This is a genomic window from Chromobacterium phragmitis (assembly GCF_003325475.1).
GTDB classification, from domain to species: Bacteria; Pseudomonadota; Gammaproteobacteria; order Burkholderiales; family Chromobacteriaceae; genus Chromobacterium; species Chromobacterium phragmitis.
Genome location: NZ_CP029495.1, coordinates 65,686 through 85,013, shown reverse-complemented (window position 1 = coordinate 85,013; position 19,328 = coordinate 65,686). Strand labels below are relative to the sequence as shown.

At 58.2% G+C, this 19,328-nt stretch carries 11 protein-coding genes, 2 tRNA genes and 4 rRNA genes; 12 read left to right on the top strand and 5 right to left on the bottom strand.

From position 1 onward, the window contains the following. Positions 1–57 precede the first annotated feature (57 nt). The 4 genes from lipA to DK842_RS00380 form a co-directional block, all read right to left on the bottom strand. A complete protein-coding gene (gene lipA / locus DK842_RS00395) occupies positions 58–1,005 on the bottom strand; it encodes a lipoyl synthase (protein WP_114059589.1) in 948 nt (315 codons plus the stop codon). Next, the gene (lipB, locus tag DK842_RS00390; protein ID WP_114059588.1) at positions 1,002–1,625 is read right to left on the bottom strand and encodes a lipoyl(octanoyl) transferase LipB; all 624 of its coding nucleotides are present in this window, start codon (positions 1,623–1,625) and stop codon (positions 1,002–1,004) included. The genes lipA and lipB overlap by 4 nt, the downstream gene beginning before the upstream one ends. 15 nt (positions 1,626–1,640) lie before the next feature. Continuing rightward, positions 1,641–1,910 carry a YbeD family protein gene (locus tag DK842_RS00385; protein WP_114059587.1) on the bottom strand — a complete coding sequence of 90 codons (270 nt, stop codon included), beginning with the start codon at positions 1,908–1,910 and terminating at the stop codon, positions 1,641–1,643. A gap of 89 nt (positions 1,911–1,999) precedes the next feature. After that, entirely contained in the window at positions 2,000–3,145 is a 1,146-nt protein-coding gene (locus tag DK842_RS00380) for a D-alanyl-D-alanine carboxypeptidase family protein (protein ID WP_114059586.1), read from the bottom strand. A 203-nt stretch (positions 3,146–3,348) separates the two neighbouring features. Between DK842_RS00380 and ilvA the strand changes: the two genes are divergently transcribed. The 8 genes from ilvA (at position 3,349) to rrf (DK842_RS00340) (ending at position 11,545) form a co-directional block, all read left to right on the top strand. After that, positions 3,349–4,878, top strand: a complete 1,530-nt coding sequence (gene ilvA / locus DK842_RS00375) for a threonine ammonia-lyase, biosynthetic (protein ID WP_114059585.1) — start codon at positions 3,349–3,351, stop codon at positions 4,876–4,878. Between the two features lie 44 nt (positions 4,879–4,922). Beyond that, positions 4,923–5,570: an HAD family hydrolase gene (locus tag DK842_RS00370; protein WP_114059584.1), complete on the top strand. Its 648-nt coding sequence runs from the start codon at positions 4,923–4,925 to the stop codon at positions 5,568–5,570. A 428-nt stretch (positions 5,571–5,998) separates the two neighbouring features. Continuing rightward, a 16S ribosomal RNA gene (locus DK842_RS00365) occupies positions 5,999–7,536 on the top strand. Between the two features lie 182 nt (positions 7,537–7,718). After that, positions 7,719–7,795: transfer RNA gene (locus DK842_RS00360), tRNA-Ile, on the top strand. 86 nt (positions 7,796–7,881) lie between these two features. Beyond that, a tRNA-Ala gene (locus tag DK842_RS00355) sits at positions 7,882–7,957 on the top strand. A gap of 255 nt (positions 7,958–8,212) precedes the next feature. Beyond that, positions 8,213–11,102 (top strand): 23S ribosomal RNA (locus DK842_RS00350). Positions 11,103–11,227: 125 nt separating this feature from the next. Beyond that, positions 11,228–11,342 (top strand): 5S ribosomal RNA (rrf, locus tag DK842_RS00345). An 88-nt stretch (positions 11,343–11,430) separates the two neighbouring features. Next, positions 11,431–11,545, top strand: a 5S ribosomal RNA gene (gene rrf / locus DK842_RS00340). The 16S, 23S and 5S rRNA genes sit together here with 2 tRNA genes alongside, the layout of an rRNA operon. A 49-nt stretch (positions 11,546–11,594) precedes the next feature. On the opposite strand, the gene DK842_RS00335 is transcribed toward rrf (DK842_RS00340), so the two are convergent. After that, positions 11,595–12,557: a LysR family transcriptional regulator gene (locus DK842_RS00335; RefSeq protein WP_168194790.1), complete on the bottom strand. Its 963-nt coding sequence runs from the start codon at positions 12,555–12,557 to the stop codon at positions 11,595–11,597. A 152-nt stretch (positions 12,558–12,709) separates the two neighbouring features. Here DK842_RS00335 and DK842_RS00330 point away from each other — a divergent pair, with 152 nt between their 5' ends. From DK842_RS00330 to putA, 4 genes are all read left to right on the top strand, one after another. After that, the gene (locus DK842_RS00330) at positions 12,710–13,234 is read left to right on the top strand and encodes a lipocalin-like domain-containing protein (RefSeq protein WP_168194789.1); all 525 of its coding nucleotides are present in this window, start codon (positions 12,710–12,712) and stop codon (positions 13,232–13,234) included. A gap of 14 nt (positions 13,235–13,248) precedes the next feature. Then, positions 13,249–14,466: a multidrug effflux MFS transporter gene (locus DK842_RS00325; RefSeq protein WP_168194788.1), complete on the top strand. Its 1,218-nt coding sequence runs from the start codon at positions 13,249–13,251 to the stop codon at positions 14,464–14,466. 51 nt (positions 14,467–14,517) lie between these two features. Next, on the top strand, positions 14,518–15,327 hold the full coding sequence (locus DK842_RS00320) for an SDR family NAD(P)-dependent oxidoreductase (RefSeq protein WP_114063542.1): 810 nt from the start codon (positions 14,518–14,520) through the stop codon (positions 15,325–15,327). A 359-nt stretch (positions 15,328–15,686) separates the two neighbouring features. Continuing rightward, positions 15,687–19,280, top strand: coding sequence for a trifunctional transcriptional regulator/proline dehydrogenase/L-glutamate gamma-semialdehyde dehydrogenase (putA, locus tag DK842_RS00315; RefSeq protein WP_114059580.1), 3,594 nt, complete (start codon positions 15,687–15,689; stop codon positions 19,278–19,280). Positions 19,281–19,328: the final 48 nt, after the last annotated feature.

Genomic DNA, 19,328 nt, shown 5'->3' with positions numbered 1-19,328 from the left:
CGGCATCCGGGCCTGGGCGCGGATGCCGTTCTTGCTTGAGGTCGCTAGGCGTATCGTTTATACGCCCGCTTCGTGCGCCTGCTCGTCCGCGTGGTAGCTGGAGCGCACCATGGCGCCGACGGCGGCGTGGACGAAGCCCATTTCGTAGGCTTTTTCCTCGAACATCTTGAACACGTCCGGATGCACGTAGCGCAGCACCGGCAGGTGGCCGTCGGACGGCTGCAGGTATTGTCCGATGGTCAGCATGTCCACGTTGTGGGCGCGCATGTCGCGCATCACTTCCAGGATTTCCTCGTCGGTCTCGCCCAGGCCCACCATCAGGCCGGACTTGGTGCGGACGTCGGGATTCTTCGCCTTGTAGTCCTTGAGCAGCTGCAGCGAGTGCGCGTAGTCGGCGCCCGGACGGGCCTGCTTGTACAGGCGCGGCACGGTTTCCAGGTTGTGGTTCATCACGTCCGGCGGCGTCTGGGTCAGAATGTCGACGGCGATGTCCAGGCGGCCGCGGAAATCCGGCACCAGCGTTTCGATCTGGGTGTTCGGCGACATTTCGCGCACCGCGCCGATGCAGTCGGCGAAGTGCTGGGCGCCGCCGTCGCGCAGGTCGTCGCGGTCCACTGAGGTGACCACCACGTATTTCAGCCGCATCGCGGCCACGCTCTCGGCCAGGTGCTTGGGCTCGTTCGGGTCCAGTGGATTGGGGCGGCCATGGCCGACGTCGCAGAACGGGCAGCGGCGGGTGCAGATGTCGCCCATGATCATGAAGGTGGCCGTGCCCTTGCTGAAGCACTCGCCGATATTGGGGCAAGTGGCCTCTTCGCACACGGTGTGCAGTTTCTGTTCGCGCAGGATCTGCTTGATCTCGTGGAAGCGCTGGCCGTTGGGCAGCTTGGCGCGGATCCACTCCGGCTTTTTCAGCTTTTCGTCCAGCGGCACGATCTTGATCGGGATGCGGGCGGTCTTGGCCGCGCCCTTGTGCTTCACCCCGGCCTGGTTGTCCGGCTTCATGCGGTCTCCTTGCTTATGCTCAGGTGGCGTTCCAGGTGCGGCAGCAGCTTGTTGGCCGCGGCGGCTACCGTGAGGTTCACGCCCAGATTCTTCATTTGGGTCACCTTGAGGTTGGCGTAGCCGCAAGGGTTGATCCAGCTAAACGGAGTCAGGTCCATGTCCACGTTGAGGCTCAGTCCGTGATAGACGGCGCCGTTCTTGATGCGCAGGCCCAGCGAGCAGATCTTGGCGCCGTCCACGTAGACGCCCGGGGCGTCCACGTCGCCGTTGGCGGCGATGCCCTGTTCGGCCAGCATGTCGATGACGGCTTGCTCGATGTGGCGCACCAGCTCGCGCACGCCGACGCGCATGCGCTTGAAGTCGATCAGCAGGTACACCACCAGCTGGCCGGGGCCGTGGTAGGTGATCTGGCCGCCGCGGTCGGTCTTCACCACCGGAACGTCGTTCTGCTGCAGCAGGTGTTCCGGCTTGCCGGCCAGACCTTGGGTGAACACCGGCGGGTGCTCCACTACCCACAATTCGTCGCGGGTGTCGGCGCCGCGGTTGTCGGTGAAGGCTTGCATGGCGCGCCAGGTCGGCTCGTAATCGGCCAGGCCCAGATGTTTGATGATGCGAGGCACCTGAACTCCCGGTGTTTAGAGAACCATTTTGACCATCGGGTGGCCGGTCAGCGACAGATAGATGCTGTCCAGCTGCTGGCGCGAGGTGGCGGTGACGGTGACCGTCAGCGCGTAGAAGCGGCCGCCGGAGCTTTCGCGCAGCACCACGTCGACCTCGGCGAGGTCGGGGGCGTGCACGCGCACCACCTCGGTGATGGTGGCGACGAAGGCGTCATGCCGCTCGCCCATGATCTTGAGCGGGAAGCGACAGGGGAATTCGAACAGTTCCTGTTTTTCGTCGGACATGTATGACTACTCTAGATTTGCGATTGCCAAAAGCAGCAGGCCGCGGACGAGCCGCGGCGCTGCCTACTGCTTGATTCTACTACGAATGTTTATTTCCAGCCGAGCATCAGTTTCAGGCTGTCCCACAGGCGGCTGAAGAAACCGCCTTCCTCTACCGACTTCAGCGCCACCACGGGCCGCTCCAGCAACGGCTTGCCGTCCAGCGTGACGGTCAGCTTGCCCACCACCTGGCCGGCCTTGATCGGCGCGATCAAGGGCTGCATGGTGCTCATGTCGGCCTTCAGCTTGGCCGCCTGGCCTTTGGCCACGGTGGCGAACACGTCGCTGGCGAAGCCGACGGGCACGACATTGCCGCTGCCCTTGTACACGGAGACGTCGGATACGCGGGTGTTCGCTGCATAAAGTTTGGGCGTGTCGAAGAATTGCAAGCCATAGTTCAGCAGCTTGGAACTTTCCACCGCGCGGGCTTCCGGGCTGGCGGTGCCGACGACGACAGAGATCACGCGGCGGCCGTCGCGGTGGCTGGAGGTGACCATATTGTAGCCGGCGGTATCGGTGTAGCCGGTCTTCATGCCGTCGACATTGGGGTCGCGGTACAGCAGCAGGTTGCGGTTCGGCTGTTTGATGTTGTTGTAGGTGAACGACTTCATCGAGTAGATGGGGTAGAACTCCGGGAAGTCGCGGATGAGCGCGGCGGCCAGGATGCCCAGATCGTGCACCGTGGTGTAGTGGCCTTCGTGCGGCAGGCCGGTGGCGTTCTTGAACTGGGTGTTCTTCATGCCCAGCTTCTGCGCCTGCTGGGTCATCACTTGGGCGAACACATCTTCGCTGCCGGCGATGGCTTCGGCCAGCGTCACGCAGGCGTCGTTGCCGGACTGCACGATCATGCCTTTGATCAGATCGTCAACCTTGGCCGGGACCTTGGGGTCCAGAAACATGCGCGAGCCTTCTGTTTTCCAGCCGCGTTGGGAGACGGTCAGCGTCTGCTCCAGCGACAGGCGCTTTTCCTTCAGCGCCTTGAAGGTCAGATAGGCCGTCATCAGCTTGGTCAGCGAGGCCGGCTCGATGCGGGAGTCGGGGTCGCGCGCGGCCAGCACTTGCTGGCTGTTGTAGTCGAGCAGGTAATAAGCCTTGCCGGCGATATCCGGAGCGGGCGGCACGAAAGCGGCGTTGGCGAAACCAAGGGAGGGCAGCGCCAGCGCGGCGACAACCAGGGCGGTGGTGAGTTTTTTCATTTCTGGAGGGGGCTTGCTAGGAGTCACAAACAGTAGCCGATGATTATACACGCTCAAGTTGGCTACGCGGACGGAAATAGCCTGTCCGACACGTCGCATATTGCAATGCAGCAAAATGTGCCCGCCAGGCCTCCCGCTTGCTTGGAGTTCCTGATACTCTGACAGTTCAAGTACAAGAAACTATCAGGGATCAAGGCATCGCCATGAGCAACAAGCAAGACTATCTAGAACGCATTCTCACCTCGCGGGTTTACGACGTGGCAGTGGAAACGCCGCTGGATCTGGCGCCTAACCTGTCCCGCCGCTACGGCAACCGCATCCTGCTCAAGCGCGAGGATCTGCAGCCGGTGTTCTCGTTCAAGCTTCGCGGCGCGTACAACAAGATGGCCAAGCTGTCGGCCGAGCAGCGCGCGCGCGGCGTGATTACCGCCAGCGCCGGCAATCATGCCCAGGGCGTGGCGCTGTCGGCCAGCAAGCTGGGATGCGAAGCGGTGATCGTGATGCCGGTCACCACGCCGCAAATCAAGATAGACGCGGTCAAGCAGCGCGGCGGCCAAGTGGTATTGTCCGGAGACTCCTTCAACGAGGCCTACCTGCATGCGGTGATGCTGGCGGAGGAAAGCGGCCGCACCTATATCCCGCCGTTTGACGATCCGGACGTGATCGCCGGCCAGGGCACGGTGGGCATGGAGATTCTGCGCCAGCGGCCGGACGATCTGGACGTGGTATTCGTCGCCATCGGCGGCGGCGGGTTGGCGGCCGGCGTGGCCAGTTTCATCAAACGGCTGAAGCCGGAGGTCAAGATCATCGGCGTACAGCCGGTGGATTCCGACGCGATGCGCCAGTCGATAGAAAAGGGCGAGCGCGTCGAACTGAAGGATGTGGGCCTGTTCGCCGATGGTGTGGCGGTCAAGTTGGTAGGCGAGGAGACCTTCCGCATCTGTCGCGAGTTGCTGGACGAAATCATTCTGGTGGATTCCGACGCCATCTGCGCGGCGATCAAGGACATTTTTGAAGACACCCGCTCCATTGTCGAGCCGGCCGGCGCCCTGGCGGTAGCCGGCGCCAAGGCCTATGTCGAACGCGAAGGCTGCAAAAACAAGACGCTGGTGGCGATTTCCTGCGGCGCCAACATGAACTTCGACCGCTTGCGCCATGTGTCGGAGCGCTCGGAACTCGGCGAGCGGCGCGAGGCCATCATCGCCGTCACCATCCCGGAGAAGCCGGGCAGCTTCAAGCGCTTCTGCTCGGTGATAGGCGGCCGCAATATCACGGAATTCAACTATCGCTTCGCCGACCCCAGCGTCGCCCACGTTTTTGTCGGCGTGCAAATAGCCGGCCGCGACGACGTGGAAAAGCTGTTGGGGGATTTGCGCGCCGAGGAGTTGGACGGCATCGACCTGACCGACAACGAGCTGGCCAAGCTGCATATCCGTCATCTGGTGGGCGGCCATGCGCCGCAATTGAAAGACGAGCGGGTGCTGCGCTTCGAGTTTCCGGATCGTCCGGGCGCGCTGATGCGCTTTTTGGAAGCGATGCGCACCGATTGGAACATCAGCCTGTTCCACTATCGCAACCACGGAGCCGACTATGGCCGGGTGCTGGTGGGCATCCAGGTGCCTTCGGGCGATGCCCTGGCCTTCCAGCAATTCCTCGATACGCTTGGGTATCCTTATATAGAAGAAACCGGAAATCCGGCGTATCGATTGTTTCTTGGCAAGACTATCCGTTGATGGTGCAATGTCGGCCTTATTTCCAATCCGGTGAAGCAGGAATCATGATCAAGGCAGTATTGTTCGATTTGGACGGCACTTTGGCCGATACCGCCCGCGATCTGGGCGCGGCGCTGAATCGCTTGCTGGCGGAGGAGGGGCTCGCGCCTGTGCCTTATGAGCGCATTCGTCCTGTCGCCAGCCACGGCGCGCGTGGTTTGGTCCGGTTGGGTTTCGGCGACGATCTTGATGCCAGCCGGATGGAGGCGCTGCGGGTGCGTTTCATGGATCTCTATGACGCTAATCTCGCGGGAGAAACCGCGTTGTTCGATGGCGTGAACGAGCTGATTTCCGAGTTGGACAGCCGCGGCGTGATTTGGGGCATCATCACCAACAAGTCAATGCGTTTCACCGATCGTCTGGTGCCATGGCTTCCTTTCGCCATTCCGCCGGCTGTGATCGTCAGCGGTGATACCGTCGGGGTGGCCAAGCCCGACCCGAAACCGATGCTGCACGCGACTGGCCAGATCGGCATCGCGCCCGAGCATTGCATGTATGTCGGCGATGCTGAGCGCGATATCCAGGCCGGCCGCAACGTCGGCATGAAGACGGTGCTGGTCAATTGGGGCTATTTTTCCGATCAGGACAAGCCGGAAGAGTGGGGAGCGGATATCGACATCGATCATCCATTGCAACTGCTTGATCATCTATAGGACGGCGGGAGGGGTGTCTGGACAGGCCGGCGGAAACGCCGGCCTGTTTGTTTTTGAGCCTTTCGTCAGGTGGAGAGGCAGGGCGGGCGCGCCTGGTTGCGGGGCGCGTGAAATCCCCTCTTCTTTGCTTTTCTTGCAAATCAATGCCTTGCGTGGGCGGGTCGAAGAAAGTTCGTTTTTTCTCGCAAAAGGTGTTGACGGGTTCGGGGCCCGGGCGTATAGTTCGCCTCCTCAGCTGACGCAGCGAACGAAACAGCGGAAACGAAACGGTTCTCCGGTGTGACGAAAGCAGCGAAGGCACTGCTCTTTAACAGAACGAATAACCGATAGGTGTAAGTGCTTGGCGAAAGCCGACACTTGCACTGCAAGAGACAAGAGATACTTGTTTATTTCTTTGAACTTGCGTGCCAGAAAATTTGCTTGAGATTGAACTGAAGAGTTTGATCCTGGCTCAGATTGAACGCTGGCGGCATGCTTTACACATGCAAGTCGAACGGCAGCACGGGAGCTTGCTCCTGGTGGCGAGTGGCGAACGGGTGAGTAATGCATCGGAATGTACCGTGTAATGGGGGATAGCTCGGCGAAAGCCGGATTAATACCGCATACGCCCTGAGGGGGAAAGCGGGGGATCGAAAGACCTCGCGTTATACGAGCAGCCGATGTCTGATTAGCTAGTTGGTGGGGTAAGAGCCCACCAAGGCGACGATCAGTAGCGGGTCTGAGAGGATGATCCGCCACACTGGGACTGAGACACGGCCCAGACTCCTACGGGAGGCAGCAGTGGGGAATTTTGGACAATGGGCGCAAGCCTGATCCAGCCATGCCGCGTGTCTGAAGAAGGCCTTCGGGTTGTAAAGGACTTTTGTCAGGGAGGAAATCCCGCTGGTTAATACCTGGCGGGGATGACAGTACCTGAAGAATAAGCACCGGCTAACTACGTGCCAGCAGCCGCGGTAATACGTAGGGTGCAAGCGTTAATCGGAATTACTGGGCGTAAAGCGTGCGCAGGCGGTTGTGCAAGTCTGATGTGAAAGCCCCGGGCTCAACCTGGGAACGGCATTGGAGACTGCACGACTAGAGTGCGTCAGAGGGGGGTAGAATTCCACGTGTAGCAGTGAAATGCGTAGAGATGTGGAGGAATACCGATGGCGAAGGCAGCCCCCTGGGATGACACTGACGCTCATGCACGAAAGCGTGGGGAGCAAACAGGATTAGATACCCTGGTAGTCCACGCCCTAAACGATGTCAACTAGCTGTTGGGGGTTTGAATCCTTGGTAGCGTAGCTAACGCGTGAAGTTGACCGCCTGGGGAGTACGGCCGCAAGGTTAAAACTCAAAGGAATTGACGGGGACCCGCACAAGCGGTGGATGATGTGGATTAATTCGATGCAACGCGAAAAACCTTACCTGCTCTTGACATGTACGGAACTTGGTAGAGATATCTTGGTGCCCGAAAGGGAGCCGTAACACAGGTGCTGCATGGCTGTCGTCAGCTCGTGTCGTGAGATGTTGGGTTAAGTCCCGCAACGAGCGCAACCCTTGTCATTAGTTGCCATCATTAAGTTGGGCACTCTAATGAGACTGCCGGTGACAAACCGGAGGAAGGTGGGGATGACGTCAAGTCCTCATGGCCCTTATGAGCAGGGCTTCACACGTCATACAATGGTCGGTACAGAGGGTTGCCAAGCCGCGAGGTGGAGCTAATCTCAGAAAACCGATCGTAGTCCGGATCGCACTCTGCAACTCGAGTGCGTGAAGTCGGAATCGCTAGTAATCGCAGATCAGCATGCTGCGGTGAATACGTTCCCGGGTCTTGTACACACCGCCCGTCACACCATGGGAGTGAGTTTCACCAGAAGTGGGTAGGCTAACCGTAAGGAGGCCGCTTACCACGGTGGGATTCATGACTGGGGTGAAGTCGTAACAAGGTAGCCGTAGGGGAACCTGCGGCTGGATCACCTCCTTTCTAGAGAATGGCGATTGCCAAGTACTTACAGCCTATCGGTTATTCAAGTTAAGGGCATTTTCGATGAAAATCGGCGCAGCTCTGCGTTGAAAGCTTCCTCGTGTACTCGATGTACACGTCGTCAGCTTTCGCCTGGATCTGCTGGATTTTGATCGAAAAGGATGTGGTATCAAACGACTACTGGGTTTGTAGCTCAGCTGGTTAGAGCACTGTGTTGATAACGCAGGGGTCGTAGGTTCGAGTCCTACCAGACCCACCAGTATTTTTTGGGTCAGGCAAGGCGCGAAGGAGCGGCATGTGCTTATGCACATGAGCGACTGAGCAACGCAGCATCACCCAAAAAGAGGGGGATTAGCTCAGTTGGGAGAGCACCTGCTTTGCAAGCAGGGGGTCGTCGGTTCGATCCCGTCATCCTCCACCATCGCAAACAAAATCGAATTCGGAAGAGTTGGATTCTGTTTGCGTTGTATAAACGCCCGATCTTTAACAAACTGAAGAAGCCGAATATATAAAGACGGCGAGACAAACGACATGGAGTTAATTCTGCATGTTGAATGAATCGTCATCTTGGGTATTTGATTGTATCTAAGGCTGCGTCGCCATATCAAAAGGGGCGGTGCAGTCGTCGCACAAACACTCTCTGTTGTTGCGGTAATTTAGGTTACTGAAATGATAGGGTCAAGCGACTAAGTGCATCTGGTGGATGCCTTGGCGATCATAGGCGATGAAGGACGTGTAAGCCTGCGAAAAGCGCGGGGGAGCTGGCAATAGAGCTTTGATCCCGCGATGTCCGAATGGGGAAACCCCTCCGCAAGGAGATCCCTGACTGAATCCATAGGTCAGAGGAGGCGAACTCAGCGAACTGAAACATCTAAGTAGCTGAAGGAAAAGAAATCAACCGAGATTCCGTAAGTAGTGGCGAGCGAACGCGGAACAGCCTGACTGTGTTATGAGTTGCGTTAGTGGAAGGTTCATGGAAAGGACCGCCATAGTGGGTGATAGCCCCGTACACGAAAACGCATCGCAAGAACTAGGCAGTCGACAAGTAGGGCGGGACACGAGAAATCCTGTCTGAAGATGGGGGGACCATCCTCCAAGGCTAAATACTCATGATCGACCGATAGTGAACCAGTACCGTGAGGGAAAGGCGAAAAGAACCCCGGGAGGGGAGTGAAATAGAACCTGAAACCGGATGCATACAAACAGTGGGAGCGGACTTGTTCCGTGACTGCGTACCTTTTGTATAATGGGTCAGCGACTTACGTTCAGTAGCAAGCTTAACCGAATAGGGGAGGCGTAGGGAAACCGAGTCCGAATAGGGCGCTTTAGTTGCTGGGCGTAGACCCGAAACCGAGTGATCTATCCATGGCCAGGATGAAGGTGCGGTAACACGCACTGGAGGTCCGAACCCACTAGTGTTGCAAAACTAGGGGATGAGCTGTGGATAGGGGTGAAAGGCTAAACAAACTCGGAGATAGCTGGTTCTCCCCGAAAACTATTTAGGTAGTGCGTCAAGTATCACTTCCGGGGGTAAAGCACTGTTATGGCTAGGGGGTCATTGCGATTTACCAAACCATGGCAAACTCTGAATACCGGAAAGTGCGAGCTTGGCAGACAGACAGTGGGTGCTAACGTCCATTGTCAAGAGGGAAACAACCCAGACCGCCAGCTAAGGTCCCAAATGATCAGTTAAGTGGTAAACGAAGTGGGAAGGCCTAGACAGCCAGGATGTTGGCTTAGAAGCAGCCATCATTTAAAGAAAGCGTAATAGCTCACTGGTCGAGTCGTCCTGCGCGGAAGATGTAACGGGGCTCAAACTGATAACCGAAGCTGCGGATGCACAGTTTACTGTGCGTGGTAGGGGAGCGTTCTGTAGGTCTGTGAAGGTGTCTCGTAAGGGATGCTGGAGATATCAGAAGTGCGAATGCTGACATGAGTAGCGATAAAGCGGGTGAAAAGCCCGCTCGCCGAAAGCCCAAGGTTTCCTACGCAACGTTCATCGGCGTAGGGTGAGTCGGCCCCTAAGGCGAGGCTGAAAAGCGTAGTCGATGGGAAACGGGTTAAAATTCCCGTACTTTTGTGTAGTGCGATGTGGGGACGGAGAAGGTTAGGTCATCAGACTGTTGGAATAGTCTGTTTAAGCCGGTAGGCGTGAAGGGTAGGCAAATCCGCTCTTCTTTAACGCCGAGAAGTGATGACGAGGGTCTACGGACCTGAAGTGACTGATACCACGCTTCCAGGAAAAGCCACTAAGCTTCAGCTACACAAGAACCGTACCGCAAACCGACACAGGTGGGCAGGATGAGAATTCTAAGGCGCTTGAGAGAACTCAGGAGAAGGAACTCGGCAAATTGATACCGTAACTTCGGGAGAAGGTATGCCTGTTGAGGTGTAGTCCCTTGCGGATGAAGCTTTGACAGGTCGCAGAGAATCGGTGGCTGCGACTGTTTAACAAAAACACAGCACTGTGCCAACACGAAAGTGGACGTATACGGTGTGACGCCTGCCCGGTGCCGGAAGGTTAAGTGATGGGGTGCAAGCTCTTGATCGAAGCCCCGGTAAACGGCGGCCGTAACTATAACGGTCCTAAGGTAGCGAAATTCCTTGTCGGGTAAGTTCCGACCCGCACGAATGGCGTAACGATGGCCACACTGTCTCCTCCTGAGACTCAGCGAAGTTGAAGTGTTTGTGAAGATGCAATCTCCCCGCTGCTAGACGGAAAGACCCCGTGAACCTTTACTGTAGCTTTGCATTGGACTTTGAACAGACTTGTGTAGGATAGGTGGGAGGCTTTGAAGCCAGGACGCTAGTTCTGGTGGAGCCGTCCTTGAAATACCACCCTGGTGTGTTTGAGGTTCTAACCTTGGTCCGTGATCCGGATTGGGGACAGTGCATGGTAGGCAGTTTGACTGGGGCGGTCTCCTCCCAAAGTGTAACGGAGGAGTTCGAAGGTTACCTAGGTACGGTCGGAAATCGTGCTGATAGTGCAATGGCAAAAGGTAGCTTAACTGCGAGACCGACAAGTCGAGCAGGTGCGAAAGCAGGACATAGTGATCCGGTGGTTCTGAATGGAAGGGCCATCGCTCAACGGATAAAAGGTACTCCGGGGATAACAGGCTGATACCGCCCAAGAGTTCACATCGACGGCGGTGTTTGGCACCTCGATGTCGGCTCATCACATCCTGGGGCTGTAGCCGGTCCCAAGGGTATGGCTGTTCGCCATTTAAAGTGGTACGTGAGCTGGGTTCAAAACGTCGTGAGACAGTTTGGTCCCTATCTGCAGTGGGCGTTGGAAGTTTGACGGGGGCTGCTCCTAGTACGAGAGGACCGGAGTGGACGAACCTCTGGTGTACCGGTTGTGACGCCAGTCGCATTGCCGGGTAGCTAAGTTCGGAAGAGATAACCGCTGAAAGCATCTAAGCGGGAAACTTGCCTGAAGATGAGACTTCCCTGGAGGCTTGACCTCCCTGAAGAGTCGTTCGAGACCAGGACGTTGATAGGTCGGGTGTGGAAGCGCTGTGAGGCGTGAAGCTAACCGATACTAATTGCTCGTGAGGCTTGATCCTATCATTTGAGTGACTTAGAGAGCTAAGTGACGAAGATAGAGTGTGTGCGACACGATCAGATACCGAATATTCAGAATCAGAGAACATCTCTGGTTCAGGCTTCTTTCAGTTTGTGCCAGTTTATGTCTGGTGGCCATAGCGAGATGGTCCCACGCCTTCCCATCCCGAACAGGACCGTGAAACATCTTAGCGCCGATGATAGTGTGGCATTCGCCATGTGAAAGTAGGACACCGCCAGACGCCTCATAAGATAACACCGAGCCTTAAGGCTCGGTGTTTCGCTTTCCAAGAAGCGAAATCCAGAATAGCGCGACCGCGCTCACGTTTTTCTGGCGATAATGGCAAGATGGTCCCACGCCTTCCCATCCCGAACAGGACCGTGAAACATCTTAGCGCCGATGATAGTGTGGCATTCGCCATGTGAAAGTAGGACATCGCCAGACTCCAATTAGAAAGCCCCAGGCATATGCCTGGGGCTTTTTATTTACGAGTTCAGTCGAAGTGAGACGTTGCCTGGGCCGACATTGCCGATGTGTTGATGGATGCATAGGGCGCGAGTCTGGGGCTCGGGTTTTGCCAGATGCCTGGACACTCTCCTTGCAGCAGCGAATCGATGGCGTCGAGAACCGCGCGGACTCTGGCGGTTTTATAAAGGTCCGGAGGAACAACCAGCCAGATGGGATAGGTTTTCACCTGTTCGGGCCAAAGCCTGCGCAAGCTTCCTCCCCAGGCAGCGACGAAGTCGGGCAGCTCGGCTATGCCCATGTCCGATGCGCAGGCGGAAAGCATGCTCCAGAGACTGCTGAAACGAGCTGCTACATTGCCTTGGGTGATGGACTCTCCCGCTAGTTTCTCCATTTCAGCCCAGCCGGTGCTCACGAGTGGCAATAGCAGGTCATGACCCATGAAGTGGTTTCCGGGTTGCGGGGTGCCCTTGCTCTCAAGATATGTCTGGGTTGCGTATAAATGCACGGGCATGTCCGCCAACTTACGTACGATCAGATCGGGGTTGCTGGGCTTGATGGTACGGATGGCTATGTCTGCTTCCCGCCGGGTCAGGCTGATCAATTCCTGCCCCGAGACCAGGCTGCATTCGATCTGAGGATGTTTGGCGCGCAGCAGGGTCATTGCCGGAATGATCAGGGCTTGGGCCAACGTATCGGTGGTGGCGATGCGGACGCGCCCGCCGGGGCGGCTATCTTGCCCTGAGGCCTTGTTCTCCAGCGAGAGCGCTGCATGCTCCACTCTGACGGCCTCTGCCAGGATTTCTTCTCCCAGTGGAGTGGGAGAGTATCCGCTGGATGTGCGCAGGAATAGCCGCGCGCCCAAGCTGCTTTCCATGGCCACCAGGCGTCGCCCAACTGTGGCTTGATCCACCGACAGCATTTTTGCCGCAGCGCTTAGTGTGCCTTTTCGATAGATAGCCAGGAAAAAGCGGACATCGTTCCAGTTCATTTCTAGACCTTTTGGCTCATGCATTTATGCATATGAATTATGCAGGCGTGAGGCTTTATTTGGAAATGCAAATTCAATATTATTCCTATCTGAGGCATTGTGTATGCAATTTAATAGTATTCATTGCAAGCTTTATACCAGGAATAAATAAAATGGCGAACTCGCTTATCGTGGGTAGTTGGGAACTTCAGTCCTATTTCAAGCGTGATGACGAGGGGGGGATGGAATACCCGATGGGAGAGCATCCCAGCGGCCTGATCATGTATTCGCAAGATGGGCATATGTCCGTCCAGATCATGCTGGCCAATCGCCCGCGCTTCCATTCCGATCAATTGCATGAAAAAACTGCAGAAGAGGTGAGTCAAGCGGCCCGCGGTTATTTTGCCTATTCAGGATTGTATGAGATTGAAGTCCTTGAGTCGGCGGAGCAGCCGGATGGCGAGGTGGTGCACGGCTTGGTGACCCACCATATGGTCAATAGCCTGTTTCCCAATTGGGAAGGACGTTCTCTGATCAGGCAGATGCGTCTGCAAGATGATCTGCTTGAGTTGAGCACGTGCCAAGCGGGAATGTACAAGGGGCGAATGATGACCACGCACTTGGTGTGGCGCCGAAATCAGTACCAGCATGCGCTGCATCAGCTTGCGGGTCAGTCGTTCGAGTTGATCAACGCGTAATGGAGCGCATTGGCATGAACAAGCCCTTGAATCACCCGGCTCTGATGTTGTTGTTGATTGTCGCCTTGGCGCCGATAGGACAGATGGCCATTGATATTTATGTCACGGCATTGCCTGAGATGCGCAGCGCTTTTCAGGTTAGTCAGCAAAGCATTCAGTTAAGCGTTACGGCATATCTGGTGAGTTTTGCTTGCGGTCAGCTGTTCTATGGCCCTGTTGCTGATGCCTATGGCCGCAAGACGGCGTTGTTGGCCGGGCTTGGTTTATATATGTTGGGCAGCCTGATCATCTTGCAGACGGAGCAGTTTTCACTTTTCTTGCTGGCGCGAGTCATACAGGGCTTGGGAATCGCCTCCGCCTCGGTGGTGATGAAGGCTATCGCACCTGATACCTTTTCCGGCCAGAAGCTGGCTCACGTCATGACCTATATGGTCATCGGTTGGGGAATGGGACCGATTGTCGCTCCAGTGATTGGGGCGCAACTACAGAAGCATTTCGGCTGGGCGTCTTGTTTGTATTTTCTGTTTGGCTATGGCCTTGTCCTGTGCGGTTTGACAATTTTCGGCTACAAAGAGTCGTTGAAGCAGCCCGTTCCCTTGCGTCCCAAGGTCATGCTGGGAAATATTGTCTCTATTTTTCGCAGCAAGGAATTTCATTTGAACTTCCTGACAATGGGCTTGTGTTACGGGGTGCTGCTGACGTTTAACTTGTGCGCGCCTTTCATGGTTCAAGATGTGTTGCATCAAACTCCAGTATTTTTCGGCAACGTGGCGTTGGCCATGGGGTTGACTTATTTCGCTGGCGTCTTCAGCAATCGAATCATTGCCGGCAGGATACGCCCGGCGGTGTTGTGCAAGGTTTCATCGGTGGTGAATCTGATTTGCGCCGGCGGCATGTTGTTTTTGGCGAATCGCTATGGTTTGACCTTGTGGACATTGATTGCGCCCCCTTTGATCATCACCTTTTTCGCCGGCGTGATTTTTCCCAATCTGATGGCCCGCAGCGTGGCCTTGTTTCCGCAGGTTGCAGGGTTGGCAAGTTCGCTGCTGGGCTTTTCGTTCACCATTTGCGCAGGGGTGATCATGTACGTTTCCAGCCTGCTGCGGGTGGATGTGCTTACGCCATTGGCTACGTTGTATGCCGTGGTGGCGGCGCTCAGCATGTTGATGATATTCCATCTGTACTCCACGCGGGACGCCGCTTCGGCCAAGCTGGCGGCGGAGCGTCGTTGACGATATGGCGCGGCGACAGCTACGCCATGCTTCTCTAACCGGATGGCGAACATGACGATATTTATCACTGGCGCGAGTTCTGGCATTGGCGCCGCCTGCGCCCGACGTTTTGCCGAAGCCGGCCATGCGTTGATCTTGTTGGCGCGACGGGGCGAGCGTTTGCAGGCTTTGAAGGATAGCCTGGGGGTGCCCGTGCATTTGATTTGCCGGGATGTGGCGGACTCGGAAGGGCTGGCGGACGAGATGTCGCGGCTGCCGGCCGGATTTCAAGATATTGCCGTACTGATCAATTGCGCCGGCGTGACGTTGGGCGCGGCATCGCCGGAAGAGGGCGATCTGGAGCAGTGGGGGCGGATGGTCGACACCAATATCAAGGGGTTGATCGCATGCACGCGGCTGGCGCTGCCGGGGATGGTGCGGCGCAACCGCGGCCTGATCATCAATATCGGCTCGACGGCCGGCAGTTACCCAAGGCCCGGCAATCCGGTCTATTGCGCGAGCAAGGCTTTCTCCAAGCAATTCTCTCTTGCGCTGCGCGCTGATCTGGCGGGCCGCAATGTCCGTGTGACTTCTATCGAGCCCGGGACGGTGCAGAGCACCGAATTGGCGCTTGGGCGGCTGAATGGCGATGCGGCAGAGTTGGAGAAAATGTTTGCGCCATATGATTATCTGCAGCCGCAAGATGTGGCGGATACGGCTTTGTGGTTGAGCCAGCTGCCGGAGAGGGTCAATATCAATCGGATCGACATGATGGCGACATGCCAAACGTTTTCCCATCTGAGCAATAGCAAGAGAACGCTGCCGCCGCAGCTATTTTCCATGGAGGAAGATTGGGCGTTGGAAGAGTTGGAGCCTGCCTGAGACGGACCCCGCTACCCGCAGGGAGAATGGCGAGATCATGTTTGATGTTGATTGGCATGGCTCGCTCGCTTTATTCGTATGGCTAGCCGATGAGGAAAGACTCGCGGCTGTCGATGGCCCGCCGGCAGGATTGCTTGGCGGGCTTTGCTTTTGCAAGAGTGGAATATGGCCGGCATATGCGAGCATCGTCATTTGTCTGGCAGGCAGTAGACGCTATAACATCTTGTAGTGCATGACTTTGGTAGTGAATGCCAGCTAAAGAATATTTTATATTGTCGAACAAAATATCTGCCTCTTGTATACAATAGGCAGCTTACCCGGACGCGAGGCCGGGGCTGCAAACAATACCGGAGAAACCCATGCAATTTGAAGCCTTTGCTCATCAGCAGACCGCTCTGCGCGACGCGATCACGGCCGCCTACCGGCGCGACGAGCGTGAGTGCGTGCAGGCGTTATTGCCGCAGGCTGCGATGAGTCCCGAACAAGTCGTATCAGTGCAGGATCTGGCCCGGCGGCTGGTGACCGAGGTGCGCCGCGAGCGTACCCGATCCAGCGGCGTGGACGCGCTGATGCACGAGTTCTCGCTGGACAGCAGCGAAGGCATCGCCCTGATGTGCCTGGCGGAGGCGCTGTTGCGCATTCCCGATCGCGAGACGGCGGACAAGCTGATCCGCGACAAGATTTCCCGCGGCGACTGGAAGGCCCACCTGGGCAACAGTTCGTCGCTGTTCGTCAATGCCGCGGCCTGGGGCCTGCTGGTGACGGGCAAGCTGGTTTCCTCGCATAGCGCCAACGGGCTGTCGTCGGCGATGACCAGGCTGATCGCCAAGGGCGGCGAGCCGTTGATCCGCAAGGGCGTCGATATGGCGATGCGCATGCTGGGCAAGCAGTTCGTCACCGGCGAAACCATTGGCGAGGCTCTGGCCAATGGGAGGGAGCGCGAGGCCCGCGGTTACCGCTTCAGCTACGACATGCTGGGCGAGGCGGCGATGACCGAGGCCGATGCGCAGCGCTACCTGAAGGACTACGTCACCGCCATCCACGCCATCGGCAAGGAGTCGAACGGCCGCGGCATTTACGACGGTCCCGGCATCTCGGTGAAGCTGTCAGCCATCCACCCGCGCTATGCCCGCCTGAAGCACGAGCGAATGATGGCGGAACTGTTGCCGCGGCTAAAGGCGCTGTTTCTGCTGGCCAAGCAGTACAACATTGGCTTGAACATCGACGCCGAAGAAGCGGACCGGCTGGAAATTTCGATGGACCTGATCGAGGCGCTGGCCCATGACTCGGATCTGAAGGGGTTCGAGGGCATAGGCATCGTGGTGCAGGCTTATCAGAAGCGCTGCCCTTTCGCCATCGATTTCCTGATCGATCTGGCGCGCCGCAGCGGCCATCGTTTCATGGTGCGGCTGGTGAAGGGCGCCTATTGGGACGCCGAGATCAAGCGCGCCCAGGTGGACGGCCTGCCTGGCTATCCTGTCTACACCCGCAAGGTGTACACCGACGTGTCCTACCTCGCCTGCGCCAAGAAGCTTCTGGCCGCGCAGGACGCGATTTATCCGCAGTTTGCCACCCACAACGCCTACAGCCTGGCGGCGATCTACAGTCTTGCCACTGGCAAGGATTACGAATTCCAGTGCCTGCACGGCATGGGCGAGACCCTGTACGACCAGGTGGTGGGCAAGGACAAATTGGGCAAGGCCTGCCGCATCTACGCGCCAGTGGGTTCGCATGAAACGCTGTTGGCTTATCTCGTGCGCCGCCTGCTGGAAAACGGCGCTAATTCTTCCTTCGTCAACCGCATTGTCGATGAGAACGTGTCCATCGACGAGCTGGTCACCGATCCGGTAGCTGAGGCAGCCGGTTTCTCCGGCATGCCGCACAGCAAGATTCCGCTGCCGGAAGGGCTGTACGGCAACAGCCGCCGCAATTCCAAGGGCCTGGATCTGTCCAGCGAGCACGTATTGGCCACGCTCCAGCTGGGCTTGCAGGCGTCAGAACAACAACGCTGGGGTGCCTTCCCGATGCTTGGCGACGGGGATGTGACCGACGGCGAGTTGCTGGAAGTGCGCAATCCGGCCGATCGAAACGATCTGGTGGGCAAGGTGATTGAGGCCAGCGCCGCCGACGTGGAAAAGGCGTTGAAGCAATCGGCCGGCATCGCCGCCGCCTGGGCCGCGACGCCGGTGGCGGAGCGCGCCGCCAGCATCAACCGCATGGCCGATCTGATGGAAACCCATATGCCGGCGTTGATGGGCCTGGCGGTGCGAGAGGCCGGCAAAACCCTGAACAACGCCATCGCCGAGGTGCGCGAGGCGGTGGACTTTTGCCGCTACTACGCGGCGCAGATCGAGTCCGAGTTCGACAATGCCAGCCACCAGCCGCTGGGGCCGGTGGTGTGCATCAGCCCGTGGAATTTCCCGCTTGCCATCTTCATCGGCGAAGTGGTCGCCTCGCTGGCGGCCGGCAACACCGTGCTGGCCAAGCCGGCCGAGCAGACCAGCCTGATCGCCGCCTATGCCGTGCGTCTGCTGCACGAGGCCGGCATCCCGCGCGCGGCGCTGCAATTCCTGCCGGGCTGCGGCGAGGTGGTGGGCGCCGCGCTGACCGGCGATGCGCGCATCCAGGGCGTGATCTTCACCGGCTCCACCGAAGTGGCGCAGATCATCAACCGCACCTTGGCCAAGCGCCGCGACGATCCGGTGCTGGTGGCGGAAACCGGCGGCATGAACGCGATGATCGTCGACAGCTCCGCGCTGCCGGAGCAGGTTGTGACCGACGTGCTGAGCTCGGCCTTCGATTCCGCCGGCCAGCGCTGTTCCGCGCTGCGCGTGTTGTACCTGCAGAATGACATCGCCGACAAGGTGGTCGCGATGATCAAGGGCGCCATGGACGAGCTGACGGTAGGCAACCCGGCCAAGTTGACTACCGACGTTGGTCCGGTGATCGATGCCGAGGCGCAGGCCGGCCTGCTCGCCCACATCGCCAGGATGAAAAACTCGGCTCGCGCCGTGCATCAGACCCAGCTGTCCGCCGAATGCGAGCAAGGTACTTTCGTCGCGCCGACGCTGTTCGAGATCGACAATCTGTCCGAGCTCAAGCGCGAGGTGTTCGGCCCGGTTCTGCACGTGCTGCGCTACGCCGCGTCGGATCTGGACAAGGTGGTGGCCGAGATCAACGCCACCGGCTACGGCCTGACGCACGGCATCCACAGCCGCATCGACGAAACCATCGCCGACATCTGCGGCAAGATCAAGGTGGGCAACGTTTACGTCAACCGCAACATCGTCGGCGCAGTGGTGGGCGTGCAGCCGTTCGGCGGCGAAGGCAAGTCCGGCACCGGCCCCAAGGCCGGCGGCCCGTACTACCTGTACCGTCTGACCCGAGCCGCCTGGCAGCCCAAGCTGGCGGCCGCGCACCAAGCCGCCGATCTGTCCGCGCTGGATGCGCTGGCCGCCGCGGCGAAGGCGCAGGGTCTGTCGCTGGACGGCGTCATCGCCGCCGCGCGCAAGGAAAGCCCGCTGAGGCACAGCGTGGCGCTGCCGGGCCCAACCGGCGAAAACAACACGCTGTCTTTCGTCGGACGCGGCCGCATTGGCTGCGTCGCCTCCGATGCGCTGGCGTTGGCAGAGCAGTTGACCGCGGTCTTCGCCGCCGGCAACCGCGCCGTGGTGGCCGATGGCGAGCTGGACCGCAAGTTCGCCGCCGCGCTGAGCGGATATGTCGACCGGGTTGCCGATGTGCTGGAGGCAGACGTGGCCGCCGTGCTGTACGACGGCGCTCAGGCGGAAGAGGCTCGCCGCGAGCTGGCTGCCCGCGACGGCGCGCTGGTTCCGCTGATCCTGCGCGGCGAAAATGGCTACAATGTGCATCGGCTGGTGGCGGAACGCGCGCTCAGCGTCAATACCACGGCGGCTGGCGGCAACGCCAGCCTGATGAGCATGACCGAATGATCAACTTGCCAGCTTCTGGCCGCGTTGGAATAATGCGGCCAGAGTTTT